Below are 23,907 nucleotides of genomic sequence, written 5' to 3'. Positions count from 1 at the left end.
ATTAGCGCGCTAGCCAGCCACCATCTACTGCGATGGTGTAGCCGTTGATGTAATCCGCAGCTTTAGATGCTAGGAATACACAAGGGCCAGCTAGATCTTCTGGCGTACCCCAACGAGCAGCAGGAATACGGTCTACGATTTCTTTGTTGCGCTGTTCATCGGCACGCAATGCCGCCGTGTTGTTGGTTGCCATGTAACCCGGAGCAATCGCGTTTACGTTGATGCCGTGGCTTGCCCATTCGTTCGCCATTAGGCGAGTCACACCCATTACGCCACTTTTAGACGCAGTGTAAGAAGGCACGCGAATACCGCCTTGGAAAGAAAGCATTGATGCGATGTTGATGATCTTGCCGCCTTCACCTTGCGCGATGAACTGTTTTGCAACCGCTTGAGACATAAAGAACACAGACTTCACGTTGATGTTCATTACGTCATCCCAATCTTGCTCAGAAAACTCGATGGCATCGTTACGACGAATGATGCCCGCGTTGTTTACTAAGATATCAATGCGACCAAGTTCGGTTACTGCGCGGTCAACGATAGTTGGGATGTCGTCTAGTTTCATTAAGTTAGCGCGGATATCGACAAACTTACGGCCTTCAGCCTCTACTTTCTCAATCGTTTCTGTTGGTTCGCTGATGTTTACGCCAACAATGTCACAGCCCGCTTTTGCTAGACCAAGCGCCATACCTTGACCAAGGCCAGTGTCACAACCAGTAACAATGGCCACTTTTCCCTCAAGGTTAAATGAATCAAGAATCATGTCGTTTTCCTCAATAGTAGGTAATGTCGTGATTTGGCGTCTTGGCCATGTCACTTTGTATGCATTCATCCTGACCCAAAAAGAAACTGTTTGCAATTTTTTTTGAAAAGGCGTTTTAAAAATATTGATTACGATCTTGTTTTTCTGGATTCTTTAATTGCGCGGTTTCAAATTTTTGAAAAGGCATTTTAAAAATACTGGTTCTTAAATTTTTCAGCGATATAATGCAGAAAACTAAGAATGAAAGGGGCAACAATGGAAAAGTCGACTCAGCCTGAAGCGGTTTCGTCAGTACTTAAGGTTTTTCATATTCTTCAAGCACTTGGTGAACAGAAAGCCATCGGCGTTTCAGAGCTTTCACAACGTCTAATGATGTCGAAAGCGACTACTTACCGTTTTCTGCAAACCATGAAATCGCTCGGTTACGTGTCTCAAGAAGGCGAAGCGGATAAGTACTCTCTAACACTTAAGCTGTTCGAGTTGGGCGCAAAATCGCTTGAGTACGTCGATCTGATCGAACTGGCCGACAAAGAAATGCGCCACATTTCAGAACAAACCAACGAAGCCTTGCACCTTGGTGCGCTGGATGAAAATGCCATCATTTACATCCACAAAATCGACTCTGGCTACAACCTACGCATGCAATCGCGCATCGGTCGTCGCAATCCGCTCTATAGTACTGCTATTGGTAAAGTGCTGCTTTCTGAGCGCGATGAAAGCTTCGTTCGTGACGTATTGAGCGATGTTGAGTTCATTAAGCACACAGAAAAAACATTGGAAAACACCGATCAAGTGCTAGAAGAATTGGCGAAAGTGCGCGATTTCCACTATGCAGAAGATAACGAAGAGCAAGAACCAGGTCTTCGTTGTATCGCTGCGCCGATTTATGACCGCTTTGGTCAAATCATTGCTGGCTTGTCTATCTCATTCCCAACCATCCGTTTCGATGAAGAGAGAATGGAATATTACGTCGGCTTACTGCATCAAGCAGGTAAAAACATTTCTGAGCAATTGGGTTACCACGATTACCCGGCATAATCAGAAACAAGAGGCAGCCGCGAGGCTGCTTTTTTTGCCACTTAGAACAATGTTGAAACACCGGTTCATTTTAGAGGTAAACCATGGGCACATCCGTCACTCCAAACATCTTCGACTTTTTAATCAAAATTGACCCCTTTGATAAACTGCCAGAACCTGTGGTTGAAAGCATCGCGAATTCCGTCAAGGTCAAGTATCTCGTGAGGGGCGAAACCATCGGTTTTAGCGCCTTGTGCGATCAACGTTACCTCTACATCATCCGAACCGGTGCCATTGAACAGCGCACGCCTAACGGCGAACTGCGTGCGCGCCTTGGGCAAGATGACCAATTTGGTTTTACTTTCCTCGACCCACTCGAAAATGCCGAAGATGGTTACCAAGCGGAAGCGATTGAAGATTCATTGCTCTATTTGATCCCCCATTCTGAGCTAAAACTGGTCAGCGAAGAACACCCAGAATTTGCCGACTATTTTGCCGCCCAAGCCAATGTGCGCTTGAGTTCTGCGGTGAAGTACGTTTGTCGGAAAGAAGAAAAAGGGCTGTTCTTTCGTACTGTTGGCGAGATCGCCAGCGAAAACATTGCGATTGTCGATGTGAACGACTCTATCCGCAGTGTGGCGCAAACCATGTGCGGCAAACAACGCAGCTCCTGTGCCGTTGTGATGAAAGAAGGCGAAATTATTGGCTTAGTCACCGACCGAGATATGACGAAATCGGTCGTCGCGCAAGACATGGATACCAATCAGCCCATTGCCGACGTGATGACGCCAAACCCTGTGTTGATCGAAGACGATGCTAAAGTGATTCAAGCCATTTCCTTGATGCTGCAGTACAACATTCGCTGTTTGCCCGTGGTACATGGCAAGCAAGTGAAAGGACTTCTAACGACAACACATTTAGTGCATAACCACCGCACGCAGTCTTTGTTCTTAATTGAGAAAATCAAATACGCGAGTTCACTCAACGCGCTGGCGGCTTTGAAAGAAGAACGTCAAACCATTTTCCAAGCGTTGGTGGAAAGCGGTGTGAGTGCGGAAATTCAGGGTCGGGTGATGTCGATGATCATGGACGCTTTCACGCGCCGCATCATCCAGCTCAATGAAGAACTGTTGGGCCCACCTCCATGTGATTACGCGTGGTTGGTTGCAGGCTCTCACGCCCGTAACGAAGTGCACATGCTGTCGGACCAAGACAGTGCGATTGTGCTTTCCGATGACGCCACCGAAGAACATAAACTGTACTTCACTCACCTTGCCATGCGGGTGTGTAATGGTTTAGCGGCGTGCGGTTATCCGCTTTGTGACGGCAAGTACATGGCAGCGTCACCAAAGTGGTGTCAGCCAATTCGTCGTTGGAAAGAGTACTATCAGAAATGGGTGGCCAGCCCAGAATACAACAAATTATTGAGCATTAGCGTATTCCTTGAAGTGCGTGCCATTCACGGCAACCGCGAGTTTGTCGACCAAATCCAACAACACTTGCATGATTGTATTCAAAAGAGCCCGAGCTTTATTCCGGCTTTGGTGCGAGACGCGATTGACACTCAGCCGCCACTTGGCATTTTCAACAATTTGGTGTTGGAAAAAGGTGGGGAAAACAGCAACACGTTAAACATCAAAAAGTACGCCTTGAATCTGATCATCGATCTGGCGCGTATTTTCAGTCTTGCTGCTGGCGGCTCGTTAACTGGCACAGAAGAGCGTTTTCGCTACGCAGCCCAGCACGGCACATTGTCGAAAGACAGTGTTGAAAACATCATTGGCGCGTATCGCTTTATTACTCAGGTACGTTTCCGTCATCAACTCAATGCGATTCTGGCAGGCACCACACCTGACAACCACATCGCACCCGATGATTTCAGTAGCTTTGAGCGCAAGCACTTAAAAGATGCATTTAAGATCATCAGTGAGCTGCAAGATGTCGCGAAACTGAAGTTTGTGAAAGGGGCGTAACCATGATTAAACGTTGGTTTAAGCGGTGGGAAACGCCGCTCTCTCCTGAGCAAAAACGCCAAGCCATTCACGTTGTTGACGATTGGCCAATCGTGCTGAAAGACTATCTTCAACAGCCTTTGGTGGATGACTCAACGACCTTGAAGGATTTGAGTTTTGTTGCGTTGGACTTTGAAACCACGGGCGTGGACGCGCAAGGCGATAAAATCTTATCGATTGGCGTGGTTGACCTAACGCTGGACGGCATTGATATCGCCAGCTCCAAAGAGTGGTACATTTGTCACGGACAATTCATCAAACCAGAAACAGCGAAAATTAATGGCTTAACTCCGCAAGATCTCGCTAAAGGACTGCCATTGGATGAGGGGATGAATCGGTTGCTGAAACGCATCACAGGAAAAGTGGTGCTCGCCCACGGATGCTGCATTGAAAAAGCCTTCATTCACGCTTACTTTTCCTCTCGCTACCAAGTAGAGGGTTTCCCCGCGTATTTTATCGACACTCTGCAAATCGAAAAGCAGTTTAGCTATGCAGGGAAAAGCGGCGCGCACAGCAGTTATCAGTTGGACGATTTGCGCCGCTACTATCACCTGCCGGGGTACTTATCGCACTCAGCCGCCAGTGATTCCTTGGCGTGCGCGGAATTGTTCTTGGTGCAAAGTAAAAAACTGACCGCGCTTCCGGATGTCACGTTGCGTCAGTTGATGCGCTGATCATGCCAACTCTTGCGCCAAAAAGTCGATCAATAACCGCACTTTTGGCGACAAATTGCGACTTTGCGGATACAGCGCCCAAATGCCTTCGCGATCATCACGGTAATCGGTCAGCACCTCGACCAACTCACCACTGTCTAATGCTTCTTGAACGTAGTAATCCGGCAGCTGCACTAAACCCAGACCACGTTTCGCTGCGTCCACCAAAGCAAAACCGCTGTTGCATTTAATCCGTCCCGACACGCGTAAAGATTTATCGCGTTTATTTTCCTTAAAGTGCCAATAGTCGACCGAGCCAACCAAGCACTGATGCCGTCCCAATTCCGACAACGTATGTGGCTCACCAAAACGCTCCAAGTACATCGGACTGGCACACACGTAGGTTTGACGTGAGGAAAGACGCTTAGCGATCATGCTGGAATCTTGCAAGCGGCCAAGACGAATCGCCACGTCCACACCTTGCTCAATCAAATCCAGCTTTTGGTTGGTCAGCACTAAATCGAGATCCACACGCGGGTATTTTTCCAAAAACTGATGCAAAAGCGGCGCGAGGTTCATTTCCCCATACGTCACAGGAGCCGTCACGCGCAGTAAACCGCGCGGTTCCGTCTGCATTTGCGTTACGGCAAGCTCGGCCAGTTCTAACCCTTCCACCAAATGTTTACACTGCTGGTAATAGAGTTGTCCGGCTTCAGACAGGGAGACTTTTCGCGTCGTGCGATGCAGCAATTTCACCGCAAGTCGTTCTTCAAGTGCTGATACCCGACGACTGATTTGTGCCACCGATGTTTTCAGCTTAGCTGCTGCTCCGGTAAAACTGTTGGTTTCCGCCACAGCAACAAATTCGCTGACCCCTTCCCAATTCGCCATGCTGTATTCCTGTCGACCTCTTTTAGACAAATAGTGATGAAAATGTTCTCGTCGCGCTACGCTTTGAAAACGGGAGAATTTTACGCATCAGGCAACGGACGAAGATCGCCGTACTGCGCATCAAGTTCAATGCCGAAGTATTCTTTCAATGCATCCAGATAGGCTTGGCCTGGCTCTAACTCCAATTCTGTCTGCTCACCTTGGCTGGTGTATTTGAGTGTGTAGTTAAGCAATGTCACCAACCCACTTTCTGTTGCTTTCGCCGCGACTCTTGCGCTGGTAAAACGCGAGTGAGGAGAAGTGGAAGTAAAAAAGTTGCCACACGCGATATCACCCGCAAACACAAACTCTAAATCGAAGCTATAAAGATTGTTCCATGTGTCCGTTCCATCCGTTGACAACACTTGAAGGAAGTAACCAAACTGAGCATCTTCGACAAAGCGGAAGGTTTGTAAATCCGTCTGAATCACTTGGTTGAGGATAAACGGCAATGGCGCGCGCGGCGTATTGGAGCCAAAGCCCACATCAACAATCCATGCTTGTTCATCCAGCGTTACCAACGTGATTTGATGACTACGGCCAGTTGGTGTGCCCGACACATGCACACGCCCTAGTAAACTGCGTGCTTCAAATCCGAGAGTATTGAGTACCTCAAGCATTAAACCATTCAATTCAAAACAGTAACCACCGCGAGAGTGATACACCGTTTTTTGAATGATGTCTTCAATCTCAACAGAGATGCCGCGCTGCAACGCAATATCAAAGTTCTCAAACGGCAGGCTGCGGTGCTGTGCCACGTGTACTTTATGTAATGTTTCTAAATCGGCAGGTAGCTCTCTTGGCAAACCGAGCTTGGTTAAATAGGCATTCAGATCCGTCTTGTTCATAATTACTCTTACTTCGCTGATGGGTTGATTGCGTTCTACTCTAGCCCCTCTAGCTAACTTCAGGTCAACTGCCTTTCCGCTTTCCCTGCCGCTTTGAGGAGACGTCACACTCATATAATCTGCTTACCTTACCATTATTACGTATATGTAAAAATCATTTTCAAAATGGACGGATTATCATTTTTATTGAAACACCTAGAATAGATACCAACAAAACGACGCAGCGCAGTAAGCAAACCTTAACTACGCTTATTACGTCACTCCATATACTGAGAATATAAAGGAAAATCCAATGACTGTTGAAATCAAACCTGGTCAAACTCACATCAAATCCAAGGCAATGGTTGCATGGGCCGCTGGCGAACCACTGAAAATGGAAGAAGTGGATGTACAGCTTCCTAAAGCGGGTGAAGTGCTAGTGCGCATCGTCGCGACAGGTGTTTGTCATACTGATGCGTTCACTCTGTCAGGCGACGATCCAGAAGGCATCTTCCCTTCTATTCTTGGTCACGAAGGTGGCGGTATTGTTGAAATGGTGGGCGAAGGCGTTACCAGCGTTGAGGTTGGCGACCACGTGATTCCTCTTTACACCGCAGAATGTGGCGAGTGTAAGTTCTGTAAATCGGGCAAAACCAACCTTTGTCAGGCCGTGCGTGAAACACAAGGTAAAGGTCTGATGCCCGATGGTACAAGCCGTTTTTCTATCAACGGTGAAACCATCTTCCACTACATGGGTTGTTCTACTTTCTCTGAGTACACGGTACTCCCTGAAATCTCGCTAGCGAAAGTAAACAAAGATGCACCACTTGAAGAAGTGTGTCTGTTAGGTTGTGGCGTAACAACCGGTATGGGCGCAGTTATGAATACGGCAAAAGTTGAAAAAGGCGACACGGTTGCGATATTCGGTCTGGGTGGTATCGGTCTTTCAGCAATCATCGGTGCACGCATGGTGGGTGCAAGCCGCATCATCGGTATCGATATCAACGAAAGCAAATTCGATCTTGCAAAACAGCTAGGCGCAACCGATGTGATTAACCCACAGAAATTCGACAAGCCTATCCAAGAAGTGATTGTTGAAATGACGGATGGCGGTGTTGACTACTCTTTCGAATGTATCGGTAACGTAAACGTGATGCGTCAGGCACTTGAGTGTTGTCACAAAGGTTGGGGTGAGTCGGTGATCATCGGTGTTGCGGGTGCTGGTCAAGAGATCTCAACTCGCCCATTCCAGCTAGTTACTGGTCGTGTATGGCGTGGCTCGGCTTTCGGTGGTGTTAAAGGCCGCTCTGAGCTTCCAGAAATCGTAAACCGTTACATGGCTGGTGAGTTTGGCTTGCAAGAGTTCATTACTCATACAATGGGATTGGCTGACGTAAACAAAGCGTTTGATCTGATGCACGAAGGTAAGAGCATCCGTACTGTTATTCATATGGATCAATAATGCTGCCTCAGGCTCTCCTTTTGGGGAGCCTGAATTCATTCTGTTGTTAGAGAGTTTATTCATGACCATTGAAAATGTAAGCCAAACCAAAGTGTTTGGCGGTTGGCACAAACAATATACACACGAATCCAAAGCCCTAAACTGCACGATGCGCTTTGCGATTTTCTTACCACCGAATGCCACTAAATCGAACCCCGTACCCGCTTTGTACTGGTTGTCGGGCTTAACCTGCACCGATGAAAACTTTATGCAGAAAGCGGGCGCATTTCGTATGGCGGCCGAGCTTGGCATTGCGATCATTGCTCCGGACACGAGTCCAAGAGGCGAAGGTATCGCTGACGATGAAAACTATGACCTGGGTAAAGGAGCTGGCTTTTATCTTAATGCGACTCAAGCACCTTGGTCACTGCATTACTTCATGTACGATTACGTGACTAAAGAGTTACCAGAGATCATTGAAAGCAATTTCCCTGTCTCAGAAGTAAAATCCATTTCTGGGCACAGCATGGGAGGTCACGGAGCATTAACCATTGGTCTGAAAAATGCAGAGCAATATCGCTCAATATCGGCGTTTAGCCCTATCTGTAACCCAGTCCAATGCCCTTGGGGACAAAAAGCTTTTACTGCTTACTTAGGCAAAGATATTGAAAGCTGGAAGCAATACGATGCAAGTGAGCTTCTCAAGCAAAAACCATCACCACTTCCTATTTTGGTTGATCAAGGTGATGCTGATGGCTTCCTCAACGAGCAACTTAGGCCAGAAGCGCTGGTTGCTGCAGCAAAAGTGCATGATTCAAACCTGAACTTAAGAATGCAATCTGGTTATGACCATAGCTATTATTTCATCTCAAGCTTTATTGACGATCATCTCAACTTCCATGCGAAGTATTTGTTTGCCTAATTCATAGAAGTAACTTTATGAATTAAAAAATAAAGTCACCTACCTAGGTGGCTTTATTTTTGGTGCGTATTAACATACCAATCTTAAATAACATTGGAATAAAGATAGAGAACAATGTAAGGATGAAATCGGATTCGCTTATACCTCAATCATTAACCCTTCTAATTCTCATTCACAATACAATTCATCGGTTGAAAATAGGATTAATTTCCATTAAAAATCTGCGAAATGACACGAATTCGTTATAGAGAGAAATAATAACGCATATTTCTGACCTTTTAATTAAGAAGTCACTTAATAACCTTGACGTACAGTAAACCGACAGTTACTTTTCAAACATAACATATTATAAAATCTCATCCGGTTGGCTCTATTATTACAATTACAAATAAAGTACCGCTAGCACCTTTGTCCTAGCTCAGCAAAAAGAATAAAACTCAAAGGGCATATGATGAAAAAGATAGTCGCGCTAGGTCTGTTTTTTGTTGCGCCATTCTTATCTGCAAGTACGATCGTATTTAGCAGTAGCCAACAACCTAGTGTCACATTAAAACTGGAAGAGATTCAATCTTTACCAACCACCAGCTACACAACCACGCTGCCTTGGATCCCTGCTTCTTCTGAATTTCTTGGGGTTAAACTTAGCACGCTCCTCACCCACGTCTATGGCAAAGTGCCAGAACAAGTAGATGTCAGTAGCTTGAATGACTATCACTCGACACTGTCTCGACAAGACATTCTTAGATACCAACCAATACTGGCTTACCAACAAGATCAACACTATATAAAAGTCAGGAATAAGGGGCCATTTTGGGTAATATACTCTCTTAGTCTCTATCCTGAGCTCAACTACAATAAATATCACGCGCAAATGGTCTGGCAAGTAAATGAGATGAAAGCAAAATAATAAGAATGAAGTTATCAGAACCCACCTATCAAAAGCAGAGAGCACCACAATACTCTACAACCAGTAAAATGTTGCTTGTGGTGTTTGCCACTTCTTTGCTTCTCGCAAATGTATTGCTTCTGCAGCAGACACGCGCACTGTCACAAAACTTTAATAATGAGCAAAAACAAGCAACCTGGTTTTTATTCCAACTCTCTAAAGAGCTTTCGGAACTTGTCGGAGAAGCGAGACGAGTCGATGAAAATGTATTAAATATCGAAGGTGCAGAGCTGCAATATGAATTGGCCTGGAGTAGATTCGATTTATTAATTAGTAGTAATGAAGCCTACACTTTTTTCTCTCGAAATAATATGCATCAGTATTTCATTGATCTTTTTGAGGAATTTCAGGGTCTGGAAGCGCAATTAGTTGAAGCAAGAACTGGCGATAGCCAAGCTGCGGCTCAATTTTATCGATCCACTCAAACACTGTACTTAAGCTTGGTCGATTTCGTTAATCAGAACTTTCGCCTAAGCAGCAAAGTCTATGAGGCACAGAAAGGAGAAACGCAACGGTTAATGCAAGCGCAGTATATGCTGTTTGCTACATTCGTTTTGTCGATCCTGTCTCTGACTTATTTCTTTTATCGTGAATCCCATTTCCATAGAAAACTGGCGCTCAGCGACCCACTGACTCATCTTGGAAATCGCAATGCACTATTTATCAACCTGAATGAGCTCACTCAAGAGAAAAGGCCTTTTTCTCTGTGGATTTTAGATTTAAATGGTTTTAAAAGTGTCAACGATACACACGGTCACCAAGTGGGAGACACCGTACTGCGTGAAATTGCTAGACGGCTTAAATCTATGGCGTTGAATGATTTTACCGTCTATCGCATGGGAGGCGATGAGTTCGCCGTCATCCTCGAAGGGGAGCATGTTGATGAAGAAGGCGTTCGTGAGCATATCAATGCGGTATTTGATGCGCCAATACTAAATTCCGACAACGTCGCAACACTATCAACCAGCATGGGCTTAGCGCAATACCCAAAAGACAGTAACAATGTTGACTTTCTTATCAGCATAGCGGATAAGCGCATGTACAAAATGAAATTTCAACGTTAAACGGTATTTATGATGAGAAAGTTCATGCAAGTACTGCTTCTACTGGCAGTCATTGCGGCAGGTGTGTTGGCTTGGGTATTTATCCCATCGCACGAAACCATCGGGCAAAAAACGCTTGAGCAGGCACTCAACGACGACTACAGCCTCGTTGGGCATCGAATCTACTCAACCGATCCGGATGCTGGCAACCGATTCGGCTACTTCGTATTGGCAACGGGTCAAAGTATTGAAGAGCAAGAGCCGTTTTTGGTCACTTCGGATCAGTTTATTCGTATGGAACAAACGGGTGATAACACCTTGTCTGTGACCGTCAATGGCCGTATCTACCAATACCACAACGACTTGTGGGTGCCAAAATCGGACGGAAAGCAGCAGCATTTTTTAGTCAGCGCAACCGCTAAGTACGTGCGCTAAAAAACGGGAACATTACTACCCCCTCCCACCACACAAAAAAACAAAGCCCCGCATGCACTGCGGGGCTTTTTACGTTAAGAAGAAAGTAACATCGAAAGGGGGGCGTTACTTCGCTAACACTTTCTCTTTAATCACTTTGAGTACCCCAGCCTCTTGGTTGCTTGGCGCAGAATAACGAGCGATTTTCTTAATCTCTTCATGCGCATTGGCAACCGCGTACGAATGCTCACTGACTTGCAGCATTTCGAGGTCATTGAGGTAATCACCAAACGTCATGGTTTCTGCCGGAGTAAAATTCATCGTCTCTTGAAGGTGCTGAATGGCCGCGCCTTTAGACGCCTCGGCATTCATCACATCCAGCCAAATTTTTGCGCTCACCACAACTTTATGCGTTGCGCCAAACTTCGCGTTCATGGTCGGGAACAGGAGCTCTTCCGAACCGTCAAAGTGACAAATTGCCACCTTAATAAACTCGTCTTCGACCTCAAGCAAATCCGGCACGTATTCACAGCGGTGGTAGTACTTTTGAAATTCTTCCAGCGATTGCTGATCATGCGTTTCGATGTACGCCGAGCGCTTGCCACACAATACGATGTTCGCCCCGTCAATTTCACGAGCCGCTTTCACAATCTCCGCCACTTCCGCTTTAGGCATGGTGCAACTGTAGAGCTCTTTATCTTGGTACATCACCAAGGTGCCGTTTTCGGCCACATACAACACTCGATCTTTGATTGGCGCGAACGTGTCACGCAGGCTGTAATACTGACGACCAGACGCAGCGGAGAACAAAATACCTTGCTCTTCCAATTGCAAAAACAGATCGAAAAACTCTGGATCCAAACGACCGTATTGGTCAAGCAAAGTGCCGTCCATATCGGAAGCAATAAATTTGATGCGAACTTGTGACATTAACTAAAACTCTAAATGACGCTGCGAAAATATAATCCATGTAAGGTACAGGATCTTGTATGAATCTCAAGTCGGGATGACAACGCCTTTCGCGATTACCAAGGGTGCAGTTTAAAGTAATCTTCACTGTGATCGATGAAAGCTCTCACCGCAGGAGACAAGTGTTTACGTGATGAATACAGCGCGTAAATGTTGAGATCATTTGGCTTCCAATTCGGCAACACCGACTCAAGCTGACCCGATTGCAGATAGATATTGCTCAAATAGGTTGGCAGCATCGAAATACCCATGCCTTGCAAAGCGCCATGCAATAACGCCGTGGCCTCATTGCTGGTTAAACGACACTCAATTCCCACCGATTCGAACTGCTCGCCCTGCGACAAATGCCACACGTGACGCTCAAAGTTTTTGTAACCCAAGCAATCGTGTGAAGATAAATCTCGGGGATGCGCGATCGCGTGGTGAGTTTGCAAGTATTGCGGCGATGCCACCAACACCGATTCACACACCGCAATCGGCTTACCAATCAAAGAAGGATCGGGATCTGACGCAATTCGGATTGCCAGATCGATGCGTTGCTCGGTTAGATCACTCACTGAATCTTGCAGATCTATGTCGATATGCACTTTGGGGTGCTTTTGCATAAAACTGTTTACGGCTGGGATCAACTGTGAGAACCCAAATGAAGTGCTAGACGCGAGACGGATTTTTCCGGACAGCTCACCATCAACGGCAATGTTCGACGTCAACGTATCGGCCTGTTTTAACCAGCGCTCAATCTGAGGCAAGCTGCGCTCCCCTGCGGTGGTGAGCGACACCTTGCGCGTGGTGCGGTGCAACAAACGAGTTTGCAACCAGTTCTCCATCGCCTCTACATAACGAGTCACCATTGGCCGAGACATGTCTAACCGCTCTGCGGTCGCGGTAAAACTGCCAGAATACACCACATCCACAAATACTTTTGCTGCCGTTACTCTGTCCATACATTTGCTCGAAATAAGAAATAGTGATGCACATTATTGTGTATTTTTACGAGCGTATCAATTTTCTAATATAGCTCCCGTTCCCAAGCCATCGTCGCTTGGCCCCAAATTCTTTAGGAGCTTATTATGAAAAAATTCACTTTGATTGCTGCATCCATTTTAATGGCAAGCCCTGTACTAGCGGCAAACCACTCTCCCCTTACTCTTGAGGTTTACAACGCCGACGGTAACAGCTTCCACGTTAACTCAACCTTGGTATACGGTGAGACTGATGCCATGGTCATCGACACTGGCTTCACCAAAGCTGACGCGATGCGCATTGCCGCCAAAGTGTTGGACTCAGGCAAAACGCTTAAAACCATTTTCATCAGCCAAGCGGACCCAGATTACTACTTTGGCGCAGAGGCCTTACACCAACAGTTCCCTGATGCGCAGATCATCACAACGCCAGCGGTTCAAAAAATTATTAAAGAGAAGTTGGCTGGAAAGCTGGCGTACTGGGGACCAAAACTTGGCGCAAACGCACCGGTAAAACCAGTGATCCCTGTCGCATACGACAAAGCATCATTAGAGCTAGAAGGTCATAAGATTGAAATCCGTGGTAACCATGGCACATCAGCACACCGCCCTTACCTATGGATTCCAGATAACAAAGCGATTCTGGGTAACGTAGCCGTGTACTCAAACGTGCATTTATGGATGGCAGATGCCGCTGACCAAACCGCTATCAATGCTTGGGAGCAGCAGCTTAGCGAGATGCTTGCGCTTAAACCTCAAGTGGTCATTCCTGGTCACATGAAAGCAGGCACAAAGCTGAACGCAGACACCATTCGCTACTCGCAACAATACTTGCAGGATTTTCAGCAAGCGAAAAAACACAGCAATAACAGTGCTCAACTCATTGACACCATGTCAGCGAAATACCCAGAAGCTCAATTGCCAATCGCGTTAGAAATCGGTGCGAAAGTGCATACTGGTGAAATGACATGGTAACCGTGCATTACTTCTTCGATCCCATGTGTGGTTGGTGCTACGGGGCATCACCACTCATCGAAGCCTTGATGGACACCTCTCAATTTAAGGTCGAGCTTCATCCCGGCGGCATGATCGAGAAACGCGCGATTGAGCCTGAATTTCGTCAGCACATCATCAACAGTGACGCTCGTATCGCAACCGAAACGGGAGCAACGTTTGGTGAGGCATATCTGCAACGCGTGAAAAGCGAAGATGCGTTTATTCTTGATTCTTATCTACCAACACAAGCGATCTTGAGTGCGGAGAAAATGGGGCTGAATCCATGGCACATTCTAAAGGCCATCCAATCCGCGCATTATCAGCTCGGGTTAAAAGTGAATGAAGCATCGACGCTCAAAGCCATTGCAGAATCGCTAGGTTTAGCAAACGATGCGTGGGAGCAAAACATGACGTTAAGCGAAGCCGAGCTAAACGAGAGAATTCGCTCTAGCCGACAGTTGATGCGCCAGTTACACGTTGGTGGTTATCCAACCCTGATTGCAGAAGTAAATGGCGAGTACCTGACCTTGCCGCACTCGACCTACTACGACAAACCGGCACAGTGGAAGCTTGCATTACAAAAACTGCAATAAGCCCTTCCCCACTCGCTCTTGTTCTTAATCCAAGAGCGAGTGCCAACACCGACATGGCAATCCTGACTCAAACAGGTACAATCCTCGATCGATTTTTTACTCTCGCGGATACCCACCATGCACTCGCCTGAACATTGTTTTACTCGTTTTACTGCTGATATTTCTGGCTATGAATTGCCAACGCAGTTTACGTTTCCGTTCTACTACACGCCGCATCCTCTTTGCGTTATGGCCGCAAAGCAATTGCAACAGCACTTATTAGCGCAAACCGACTTCGAACACGATTTTGGTTTGGTTAATGAAGAAACTGGGCGAGGCAAAATGTTTGGCGTATTGCTGGTAGAAAGCCCTCAAGGCGAGCTCGGCTTTTTAAGTGCGTTTTCTGGCAAAATTGCCGACCAAAACCTAATTCCCGGATTTGTCCCTCCTGTGTACGACATGCTGACCGATGAAGGCTTCTTCCGCGCAGAAACGGATGCCATCAACGCCGCCAATGCGGAGTACAAAGCCAGTGCCGCGAATCCGGAATTGGAGGAGCTTAAAGCGCAAATCCAAGCCGACCGAGCCGCTTATCAGCAAGAAGAGCAAACACAGCGCCAAGTGATGATTGATGGCCGCGCCGCACGCAAACGACAGCGCCAACAGGGCGAGCAAACGCTCAATGCCGATGATCTCAAAATCTTGTTGGATGAGTTGGGTAAGCAAAGTGTCGCCGAGAAAAATGTTCTCAAATACTTAAAGCAAGCGTGGGATGAAAAGCTTGCAATCAAAGAAGCACGATTGGCCGAGTTAGAGCAGCAACTTGCTCACCTGAAAGAGCAGCGCAAAACGCTCTCCAACGCTTTACAGCACAAACTGCATAAACAATACCGCTTCCTAAACAGCCATGGCGAGACACGCGACTTGGTGGACATTTTTGCGGACACCACAAACCCAATACCACCAGCAGGTGCAGGGGAATGTGCTGCGCCAAAGCTGCTCCAATACGCGTTTAAATACGGATTCAAACCGCTGGCGCTGGCAGAATTTTGGTGGGGTGTTTCGCCAAAGTCTGAGGTTCGCCAACACAAAAAATTCTACCCATCGTGCAACAGCAAATGTCAGCCGATTTTAGGCCATATGATGCAAGGGCTGGATGTCGAACCTAACCCATTGGCGGAGAATTGGGCAGAAGACAAAGAGCTAGAGATAATCTACCAAGACGACGCTATGGTCGTCGTCAACAAGCCCTCAGGCTTACTTTCAGTGCCGGGTAAAACCATCAAAGACTCTGCTTATACGCGCCTACAAGCGATGTTCCCTGATGTGGAAGGGCCGTTTGTGATTCATCGCCTCGACATGGCGACCTCTGGCATTTTGGTGTTTGCCTTAACTAAGCGCGCGAACAAAAGTCTGCAAAAACAGTTTATGGCTCGCGGCGTACAAAAACGTTATATGGCACTACTCGAAGGCGTATTGAACGAACCGGAAGGGGAAATTTCACTGCCAATGCGTGGCGACCCAGACGACCGCCCACGTCAGTTGGTGTGTTTTGAACACGGTAAACATGCAGAAACCTACTGGCAACTGATTGAAGTCAAAGATGGACGCAGCAAGGTATACATGTATCCGAAAACCGGGCGAACTCACCAACTACGTGTACACAGTGCTCATCACATGGGGTTAAACATGCCGATGGTTGGTGATGGTTTATACGGCGAAAAAGCGAATCGCTTACACCTGCATGCTGAGATGCTAGAGCTGGATCATCCATACAGCAAAGAGCGCATGGTGTTCAGAGCTGAGTGCGAGTTCTAACTTCTTCCAGATTTTAAATAACAAAAAGGCACTGACTAACAGTGCCTTTTTGGGTTTCTAACAACAGAATAAGCGTGATGCGCGATACCGAAAACCGTTAGCTCACCTTAAACTTGGTCCACACCTGAGAGCGCCAACGCCTTGCCATGATGATACCACGCACCCATTCATCGAGAGCGATTGCCATCCAAGCTCCTAAAACGCCATAACCCATGTGGATGCCAAAGATGTAGGAGAAAAACACGCCTAGTCCCCACATACTCAAAATCCCCATTTGCACTGGGAACTTGATGTCACCCGCGCCTTTGAGCCCCGCGATAAAAATCAGGTTAAACACACGTCCGGCCTCGAGCAAAATTGAGCCCATCACCAATACCCCCGCCAACGCCAAAATTTCCGGCTGATCGGTAAATACGCGCAGTATCTCTTCTCTAAACAGGTAAATCAGTGTGGTTGCCGCCGTTGAGGCAACAAACCCCACTAAGAAGTAGATTTGTACGCGTTTTAAAATGCTGCTCACCCAACCTTTACCGATGTAGTAACCGGTCTGGATTTGCGCTGCCTGACCAATCGCTAGAGCAAACGCGAACGAGAAACGGGCAATGTTTTGCGCATAAGTAAACGCCGCCAGCGACGATGTACCCATTTGCACCACGAAGTACACAATACAGATCTGCGCCATGTTGTAAGACAACACTTCACCCGCGTTCATGCCGCCGATTTTCAGGATCTTCTTGTAAACGTCTTTTGGCACTTGCTTAATCTTGGACATTGGTAGCTCAATGCTGCTGCGCTTCAAAATCACGCCCAATAGCAACATACCAATCACTTGGCTGACCACAGTCGCAATCGCCACACCTTGCACGCCATACACCGGTAAGCCAAACGGTTGGTAAAGCGCAATATAGTTACCGATGATATTAAACACACCGGAGATCAGGTTCACTACCATTGGTGAGCGCGAGTAACCATGGCTACGCAGAATCGTGGTAAAGACAATACCTATCGTAACGTTGAACGTCATCGCGCCGCTGATCAGCAAGTATTCCCGGGCGTACTGCTCAACCTGCGCTTCTAGCCCGTAATACGGTAAGAAGAACACCGCACCAATCACGGCAAGCACACTCAAGAACGCACCGACAATCACGGACAACGCAACACTGGCAACACCCACATCAACCGAGTCTTGCTCACGCCCCGCGCCGTTGTACTGGGCGATCAGAATCCCCGTTCCGCTGCTGACAAAAGTGGATATAATGATCAGGAAAAACGTTAATTGCGTGATCACCCCTACCGCAGACACCGCTTTGTCTGAGTAGCCACTTAGCATGAACACGTCACTGGTTCCTAAAGCCGTCCGTAGCAAAATTTCGACAAGTATCGGCCAAGCCAATGCCACGATGGACATACGTTGGTTGATGTTTTGGCTTTTAGGCATGTTTTTAACCTTTCCTACAACTAAAAACTGCCTCACAAAATGTGTGAAGCAGTTTGGAAAAAGAGTAACTCGAATGAAGCTCGATATGAGGTCGTGATTTAGCGCGGATTCTAGTCGCATATTGGTCACAACGACAACAATATTTCGATCTGTTTCGGAAAAATATTTCTAATGCTTTTTCACAACGAAAAACTCATTGCCGGAATTTAGAGATCGTCGATTGACGAACAATGAGCTCAATAGGTAGAAGGCGCAGTTCATGCTACTCCCAACAGAGTTGAGTCAGGATAGATCCTGCAAATACGGCGGTGGAAATGCATTACTTTGAATTATTAATCGAACCATCTGAAGCCATAAAGATCCGCCATGGAAAACTTTATAAGCCTTTGTTGCGCTTTGAGCACTCTCACCAAACCACACTTCTAGGCCCATACTAAAAATGACTGACATCACATTTGGAAACTTTGTTGTTCTATTCATCGCTAAAATACCGCCTAGAATAAGCGTACACGTTAATTAAGCAAGGATACGTAATGTCGACATTGGCTGGAGCACGCTTAGAGGAAATGGCGGATATCCGCTCAACAAGAAAAAAGAAAATTGTCTTTTTATGCTCCAGTATCGCCGCGGCATGTTTAACTTATGGCTCCATTGCTCAATTGTTTGAGGATAATTGGGGATTAAGCTTTTTCCATGCTCTGTGTGCCTTAGCCTGTTTAGGTATCAGTTATGTGATAAAGGTTCAACGACATCATCAATATGCCGACCTATGGCTGAGTGCAGTATTGATGTTCGAAGGGTTATTGCTACTTCTGTATAACGATGCCCCCTCAGGCAAACTGCTATGGCTATACCCCATTGTCGCTACTCTGGTGCTGATCAATGAGTTTAAAGTCGGTCTGCTGTTTAGTGGCACCTATATCTTACTGATCTTTTTTGGCGTCGTTTTTTTTAGATCGGCTACCAACAGCCAGTGACATCATAGAACGACGATTTATGCTGACCCTGATAGCAACTGCATTTGTGTGTCACACATTCTCGTACTACTACACAAAAGTCCTCAACTACATTCAAACACTTTATCGTGAAGGGATTGAAGAGTTGGCGTATTTTGACCAACTCACAGGGCTTGCCAACCGCTGGAGCTTTGAAACTTGGGCACGTGCAAAGCTCGATGAGATCAACCATTCATCTGATGACAGTATCACTGCTCTGGTCTTCCTAGATATTGATAACTTCAAACACATTAACGATACCTACGGACACGATATTGGTGACCAAGTGCTTCAAGCCTTTGCAACTCGATTAAAAAACAATGTTCGCCATAAAGACAGAAAAACCGACAAACACGACTACTCCATCGCTCGATTTGCGGGCGACGAGTTTGTGCTCATGCTGTACGACATAAACAGTAAAGATGACCTAGACAGCATTTTGAAGCGTATTGTGAATCTATTCCCAAAAGGCTACCGAAGCTACGATATGTTTAACGAGTTAACGATGAGTGTGGGCGCTGCTATCTACAAACAAGATGCGAAAGACTTATCTGAATTGACTCGGTGCGCAGATAAAGCAATGTATGCGGCTAAACACACAGGGAAAAACCAATACGCGTATTACGAGCACTGCAATACCGAAGAGAAGTCAGCCTCTGAAACGCCAGCTGTGTCAGAAGCTTGCTAACGGTTAAGCGAATACATGCATCACCCATAGCCCCAGCACCAGAAATACGATTAGCCACACAGCTTGCAACACTCTGCTCGGCTTATCTTGCTGGCGACCGAATTGGCCTTTAAACGCACGGTCTTTCACTTTGCCCATTAAGCCTTTTCCTAGAGCACGTCGATAGAATTCACGTCTCTTATGGGCTGCATTGGCGACCTCGGTAAAACGATGTCTTTGCTCATTGGTGAGATCTTTGTCCTCGTAACGAGGAGGGAGATCAGAATGCTTGCGTTGTACTGCCATCACTTCCTCCCTGGTCGATGGGTACATTTTTATTAAGTATATACCCAAATAACCAAAAGATGCGTTATAAGTGAAGCACATAGACGAAAAAACCACCCGAAGGTGGTTTTATGACGAGCAACAAATGAGCGCTAGAAGTACTCACATAAATACGCGGTCGCGTCTTTCACATGAAGCTCAAATGAAGAGTTCCCTTCCACTTCAAAAAACTCACCACTTTGGTAAGTCGTCCAATCACTTTCGCCGACACGCTTGACCACAAGCGCACCTTTTACAACCGTCATACGCTCAGGCGCTTGAGTGCCGAACGTGTATTCACCAGGAAGCATTACTCCAACGCTAACGTCCTGATCATTCTGGTTAAAGCTTAGTGATTTTACACTACCTGCAAAATAGCTATTTTCCTTAATACTCATTATTGGTTTCCTTATCAAAAGTCCGCTCTTTTTTACCTTGTTTCTTCCTGTTACTCAAGCTCTGAAAGTCATTAAGCTCAACGTTATAAAGCACATCCTTTGCTACTGAGCGAGGCCACCTTTTTCTAGGCTTAACCAGACGACGTAATTAGTGAGATAAAGTCGGTGAATTAGTTAACGCTAGCAATCAACAAAATCATCAATAAGAGTGTATCTGAATGTAAAAGTGGACATTAGATCATAATTTCTTAGTCTTAATGGCGGGATTGTTTGTTTTTGAGAAGGAAGGTTTCCACCATATTAAAAAAGGGAAGAAAAGTAGACCAATGACGGACTCAGCTCGCCGAAGGCGGAAAACAAGACAGGAACCAAAACTTTCATTTTGGGCTCGCCACCAATCCAAAGCCCTCAAAAGCGCATTTGCCGTTTTCGGGGTGGGTCTTTTGACGTTTTTCAGCTATCAAATCCACCTATCCTATCAAGACCATATTGACCCGAAAAAAGTCTACGGCGAGTGGATTGAGATCGGCGCGCCACCCTACCAAACAGAACGTCTGACTTTCACAGAAGATGGGGTATATCGAAACCATCGACTCATCACGACAGAATTTGAATTCGATGGAAAGGTCATAACGTTGAACACTGGATTAGGAAAAACCGCGTACCAGCTCTCGGGCTCTCACCTTTCACCTCAGATTCGCCGTATTGAGCCTCTTATTCCAGATCAACGATTCATCCGTAAGGGATTTGAGCATACCGTTCAAGGCTCAGAAACCGGAGCGGCTTCAAAACGTCGCGCTGCATTAAGTGAACATTTCAGCCGTGACTAGTACGTCTTCACGGCTATTTCTCCTTTCAATTCTCTTTCTACTTCGATGAAACAAAACCTTAATAAACAATGAAATAAGGTGTTCATCGCATTTATCACACTCGCTACTGAGTAAACAATAATTTTAGTTTCTGCTGAGATTTTATAAATTATTGACTCAGTCTGACACTTTCTGTGTAACAGAGTGCGAGTTTTAGTTAAGTTCTCTCAAGTGCCTCGAAAACCGTCTTAATTTTTTTTGACGAAAAAAAACTCTCTGAAATGCTGAGTGTGATGCTTTTGCACATGGAGTAAATCCAATCATCTTATCTGGTGCAAGAGCAGCCTATGTTCTAGGTAGAACATGAATCCAAGGATTGAGAGAGAAGTTATGATTCGATTTAACCTATGTGCAGCTGGCGTTGCTTTAGCACTATCAGGTGCTGCAGTTGCGGCTCCAACCGCACCAAGTATCGATATGTACGGTTCCAACAACCTTCAGTTTTCTAAAATTGAACTCGCGATGGAAACCACGTCAGGCTACTACGACATGGTGAAATACCATGAGCAAGCGAAGATCACTGTTAAGTTTAACCAGTGGAGTGGCACGCCAGGTGATACTTACAACGTCTATTTTGATGGTGCAAAAGTAGCAACCGGCCCAATCACTGGTAGCCAAACAACAGCGACATTTGAATATGGTCAGGGCGGCCTATACCAAATGGAAATCGAGGCGTGTGATGCGACAGGTTGTGCGAAAAGCGCACCAGCTGAAATCACGATTGCAGATACCGATGGTTCTCACTTGAAGCCACTGACGATGAATGTTGATCCAAACAACAAAACGTACAATACCGATCCAAGCGTCGTGATGGGTACGTATTTTGTTGAGTGGGGCATCTATGGTCGTGACTACACGGTCGATAACATGCCAGTCGACAACTTGACTCACATCCTTTACGGTTTTATCCCAATTTGTGGCCCAAATGAGTCTGTGAAGTCTGTTGGCGGCAACAGCTTCAATGCACTACAAACCGCTTGTACAGGCGTGCCTGACTACGAAGTCGTGATCCACGACCCTTGGGCCGCTTATCAGAAGAGTTTCCCACAAGCTGGTCATGAATACAGCACACCTATCAAGGGTAACTACGCAATGCTAATGGCATTGAAACAACGTAACCCTGATCTAAAAATCATCCCATCTATCGGTGGCTGGACACTGTCTGACCCATTCTTCGATTTCGTAGACAAGAAAAACCGAGACACATTCGTCGCATCGGTTAAGAAGTTCCTGAAAACTTGGAAATTCTACGACGGTGTTGATATCGACTGGGAATTCCCTGGTGGCGGCGGTGCAGCCGCGGATAAGGGCGACCCTGTAAACGATGGCCCAGCTTACATCGCACTGATGCGTGAATTGCGCGTAATGCTTGATGAATTAGAAGCTGAGACTGGCCGTACTTACGAGCTAACGTCAGCTATCGGTGTCGGTTACGACAAGATTGAAGACGTAGACTATGCAGATGCGGTTCAATACATGGACTACATCTTCGCGATGACTTACGACTTCTATGGCGGTTGGAACAACGTTCCTGGTCACCAGACTGCGCTTTACTGTGGTTCATTCATGCGCCCTGGTCAGTGTGACGGTAGTGGCGTTGATGAGAACGGCGAACCGTACAAAGGTCCTGCTTACACAGCAGATAACGGCATCCAGCTTCTTCTTGCTCAAGGCGTTCCTGCGAACAAGCTAGTACTTGGTACAGCAATGTACGGTCGTGGCTGGGAAGGCGTCACTCCAGATACGCTAACCGATCCAAATGACCCAATGACAGGTACTGCTACAGGTAAACTGAAGGGCAGTACAGCGCAAGGTGTTTGGGAAGATGGCGTAATTGACTACAAAGGCATTAAGTCATTCATGCTAGGTGCCAACAACACTGGCATTAACGGCTTCGAGTACGGCTACGATGCACAAGCAGAAGCACCATGGGTATGGAACCGTACTACGGGCGAGTTGATCACATTTGATGACCATCGCTCAGTGCTAGCAAAAGGTAGCTACGCGAAATCTCTGGGTCTTGCGGGTCTATTCTCTTGGGAAATCGACGCGGATAACGGCGACATTCTCAACGCAATGCACGAAGGTATGGCTGGCGGTGTGGTTCCTCAACCAAACCGTAAACCAACTGCAGCAGCTGGCGCAGATCTATCGGTAACTGGCCCTGCAAGTGTGGTTCTAGATGGTAGCCTATCGAAAGACTCTGACGGCACGATCGCGAGTTACGCGTGGGAACAAGTATCTGGTACAGCAGTGGTACTAGCAGGCGCCAACACAGCGAAAGCAAGCTTTGATGCAGCAGAAGTTACTGTTGAAGAGCAATTAACTTTCAAGCTGACAGTGACTGACAACGAAGGTGCAACGGCATCTGACCTTGTTGTAGTAACTGTGAAGCCAGCAGGTGTGGTTGACCCAGTGAACAACGCGCCAGTAGCGCAAGTTGTTGCTCCAGCAACAGCAAACGCTGGTGACGTTGTGGTTGTAGATGCGTCAGCCTCTAGCGATGCAGACAACGATACTCTTACTTTCAACTGGACGCTTCCTCAAGGTTTGAACGCAACGGTTGAAGGTTCTAAAGTAACTTTCACTGCTGCTGAATACCCGCAAGACACTAGCCTGAGCTTTACCGTAAGTGTGAGCGACGGCAAAGCGTCTTCAACGGCAAGCGCAACGGTTGTTGTTGCACAGCATACCACCGATCCAAACCCAGGCACCTGTGACAACGCATGGGATGCAAGCGCAGTGTACACAGGCGGCAACCAAGTCACTCATGCAGGTAAAACTTGGGAAGCGAAATGGTGGACTCAGGGTGACGATCCTAGCCAATCTGGCGAATGGGGCGTATGGAAAGAAGTTGGCGTAGCTAACTGTAACTAAGCCCAACCTTGCAGACTTTCTGTAAAGTTAACGATCAAAGGACAGCTTCGGCTG

Annotated in this window: 21 protein-coding genes and 1 pseudogene; 14 read left to right on the top strand and 8 right to left on the bottom strand. The window is 46.6% G+C overall.

What is annotated here, in order from left to right:
• Position 1: 1 nt before the first annotated feature.
• Positions 2-763: a 2-dehydro-3-deoxy-D-gluconate 5-dehydrogenase KduD gene (gene kduD / locus EX191_RS09120; protein ID WP_005482916.1), complete on the bottom strand. Its 762-nt coding sequence runs from the start codon at positions 761-763 to the stop codon at positions 2-4.
• Positions 764-1,018: 255 nt separating this feature from the next.
• Between kduD and kdgR the strand changes: the two genes are divergently transcribed.
• From kdgR to EX191_RS09105, 3 genes are all read left to right on the top strand, one after another.
• Positions 1,019-1,801 carry a DNA-binding transcriptional regulator KdgR gene (kdgR, locus tag EX191_RS09115; protein WP_005460804.1) on the top strand — a complete coding sequence of 261 codons (783 nt, stop codon included), beginning with the start codon at positions 1,019-1,021 and terminating at the stop codon, positions 1,799-1,801.
• A gap of 83 nt (positions 1,802-1,884) precedes the next feature.
• Entirely contained in the window at positions 1,885-3,753 is a 1,869-nt protein-coding gene (locus EX191_RS09110) for a DUF294 nucleotidyltransferase-like domain-containing protein (RefSeq protein ID WP_005482867.1), read from the top strand.
• A gap of 2 nt (positions 3,754-3,755) precedes the next feature.
• Positions 3,756-4,466, top strand: a complete 711-nt coding sequence (locus EX191_RS09105) for a 3'-5' exonuclease (protein WP_193447608.1) — start codon at positions 3,756-3,758, stop codon at positions 4,464-4,466.
• On the opposite strand, the gene EX191_RS09100 is transcribed toward EX191_RS09105, so the two are convergent.
• The gene (locus EX191_RS09100) at positions 4,467-5,336 is read right to left on the bottom strand and encodes a LysR family transcriptional regulator (protein ID WP_005464972.1); all 870 of its coding nucleotides are present in this window, start codon (positions 5,334-5,336) and stop codon (positions 4,467-4,469) included.
• Between the two features lie 80 nt (positions 5,337-5,416).
• A complete protein-coding gene (locus tag EX191_RS09095; protein ID WP_046875599.1) occupies positions 5,417-6,223 on the bottom strand; it encodes an arylamine N-acetyltransferase family protein in 807 nt (268 codons plus the stop codon).
• A gap of 292 nt (positions 6,224-6,515) precedes the next feature.
• Here EX191_RS09095 and EX191_RS09090 point away from each other — a divergent pair, with 292 nt between their 5' ends.
• The 5 genes from EX191_RS09090 to EX191_RS09070 all read left to right on the top strand — a co-directional run bounded on the left by EX191_RS09090 (position 6,516) and on the right by EX191_RS09070 (position 10,989).
• A complete protein-coding gene (locus EX191_RS09090) occupies positions 6,516-7,664 on the top strand; it encodes an S-(hydroxymethyl)glutathione dehydrogenase/class III alcohol dehydrogenase (protein WP_005391984.1) in 1,149 nt (382 codons plus the stop codon).
• A gap of 61 nt (positions 7,665-7,725) precedes the next feature.
• Positions 7,726-8,565 carry an S-formylglutathione hydrolase gene (gene fghA, locus EX191_RS09085; RefSeq protein ID WP_046875601.1) on the top strand — a complete coding sequence of 280 codons (840 nt, stop codon included), beginning with the start codon at positions 7,726-7,728 and terminating at the stop codon, positions 8,563-8,565.
• A 451-nt stretch (positions 8,566-9,016) separates the two neighbouring features.
• Entirely contained in the window at positions 9,017-9,472 is a 456-nt protein-coding gene (locus EX191_RS09080; RefSeq protein ID WP_005391987.1) for a putative pterin-binding protein, read from the top strand.
• Between the two features lie 5 nt (positions 9,473-9,477).
• Positions 9,478-10,575, top strand: a complete 1,098-nt coding sequence (locus EX191_RS09075) for a GGDEF domain-containing protein (protein WP_005391988.1) — start codon at positions 9,478-9,480, stop codon at positions 10,573-10,575.
• Between the two features lie 24 nt (positions 10,576-10,599).
• The gene (locus EX191_RS09070) at positions 10,600-10,989 is read left to right on the top strand and encodes a hypothetical protein (protein ID WP_243238676.1); all 390 of its coding nucleotides are present in this window, start codon (positions 10,600-10,602) and stop codon (positions 10,987-10,989) included.
• A gap of 105 nt (positions 10,990-11,094) precedes the next feature.
• On the opposite strand, the gene EX191_RS09065 is transcribed toward EX191_RS09070, so the two are convergent.
• Together EX191_RS09065 and EX191_RS09060 are read right to left on the bottom strand one after the other, a co-directional pair.
• The gene (locus EX191_RS09065; protein ID WP_193447607.1) at positions 11,095-11,898 is read right to left on the bottom strand and encodes an HAD family hydrolase; all 804 of its coding nucleotides are present in this window, start codon (positions 11,896-11,898) and stop codon (positions 11,095-11,097) included.
• Between the two features lie 95 nt (positions 11,899-11,993).
• Positions 11,994-12,881 (bottom strand): LysR family transcriptional regulator, encoded by an 888-nt coding sequence (locus EX191_RS09060; protein WP_109169345.1) that lies wholly within the window; start codon positions 12,879-12,881, stop codon positions 11,994-11,996.
• 126 nt (positions 12,882-13,007) lie between these two features.
• Between EX191_RS09060 and EX191_RS09055 the strand changes: the two genes are divergently transcribed.
• The 3 genes from EX191_RS09055 to EX191_RS09045 all read left to right on the top strand — a co-directional run bounded on the left by EX191_RS09055 (position 13,008) and on the right by EX191_RS09045 (position 16,285).
• Positions 13,008-13,874 (top strand): MBL fold metallo-hydrolase, encoded by an 867-nt coding sequence (locus tag EX191_RS09055; RefSeq protein WP_193447606.1) that lies wholly within the window; start codon positions 13,008-13,010, stop codon positions 13,872-13,874.
• Positions 13,868-14,488 (top strand): DsbA family protein, encoded by a 621-nt coding sequence (locus EX191_RS09050; RefSeq protein WP_193447605.1) that lies wholly within the window; start codon positions 13,868-13,870, stop codon positions 14,486-14,488. Before EX191_RS09055 ends, EX191_RS09050 begins: the two co-directional genes overlap by 7 nt.
• Positions 14,489-14,605: 117 nt before the next feature.
• Positions 14,606-16,285: an RluA family pseudouridine synthase gene (locus tag EX191_RS09045; RefSeq protein WP_193447604.1), complete on the top strand. Its 1,680-nt coding sequence runs from the start codon at positions 14,606-14,608 to the stop codon at positions 16,283-16,285.
• A gap of 97 nt (positions 16,286-16,382) precedes the next feature.
• Here EX191_RS09045 and EX191_RS09040 read toward each other — a convergent pair whose 3' ends face one another.
• Entirely contained in the window at positions 16,383-17,723 is a 1,341-nt protein-coding gene (locus tag EX191_RS09040; protein WP_193447603.1) for an MATE family efflux transporter, read from the bottom strand.
• A gap of 533 nt (positions 17,724-18,256) precedes the next feature.
• Here EX191_RS09040 and EX191_RS09035 point away from each other — a divergent pair.
• Positions 18,257-19,406 (top strand): annotated as a pseudogene (locus EX191_RS09035) (GGDEF domain-containing protein).
• Between the two features lie 3 nt (positions 19,407-19,409).
• On the opposite strand, the gene EX191_RS09030 reads toward EX191_RS09035, so the two are convergent.
• Both EX191_RS09030 and ppnP read right to left on the bottom strand, forming a co-directional pair.
• On the bottom strand, positions 19,410-19,691 hold the full coding sequence (locus tag EX191_RS09030; RefSeq protein ID WP_041853103.1) for a hypothetical protein: 282 nt from the start codon (positions 19,689-19,691) through the stop codon (positions 19,410-19,412).
• 131 nt (positions 19,692-19,822) lie between these two features.
• Positions 19,823-20,107, bottom strand: a complete 285-nt coding sequence (gene ppnP, locus EX191_RS09025) for a pyrimidine/purine nucleoside phosphorylase (protein WP_193447602.1) — start codon at positions 20,105-20,107, stop codon at positions 19,823-19,825.
• Positions 20,108-20,433: 326 nt separating this feature from the next.
• Here ppnP and EX191_RS09020 point away from each other — a divergent pair, with 326 nt between their 5' ends.
• The gene (locus tag EX191_RS09020) at positions 20,434-20,937 is read left to right on the top strand and encodes a DUF2850 domain-containing protein (RefSeq protein WP_046876126.1); all 504 of its coding nucleotides are present in this window, start codon (positions 20,434-20,436) and stop codon (positions 20,935-20,937) included.
• Between the two features lie 369 nt (positions 20,938-21,306).
• Complete coding sequence (locus tag EX191_RS09015; RefSeq protein ID WP_193447601.1) at positions 21,307-23,853, top strand: glycosyl hydrolase family 18 protein; 2,547 nt, start codon at positions 21,307-21,309, stop codon at positions 23,851-23,853.
• Positions 23,854-23,907 lie beyond the last annotated feature (54 nt).

This window comes from Vibrio chemaguriensis, from assembly GCF_012275705.1.
Lineage (GTDB): Bacteria > Pseudomonadota > Gammaproteobacteria > Enterobacterales > Vibrionaceae > Vibrio > Vibrio diabolicus.
The sequence above is the reverse complement of the archived record's forward strand: the minus strand, read 5'-3'. Positions and strand labels throughout refer to the sequence as shown.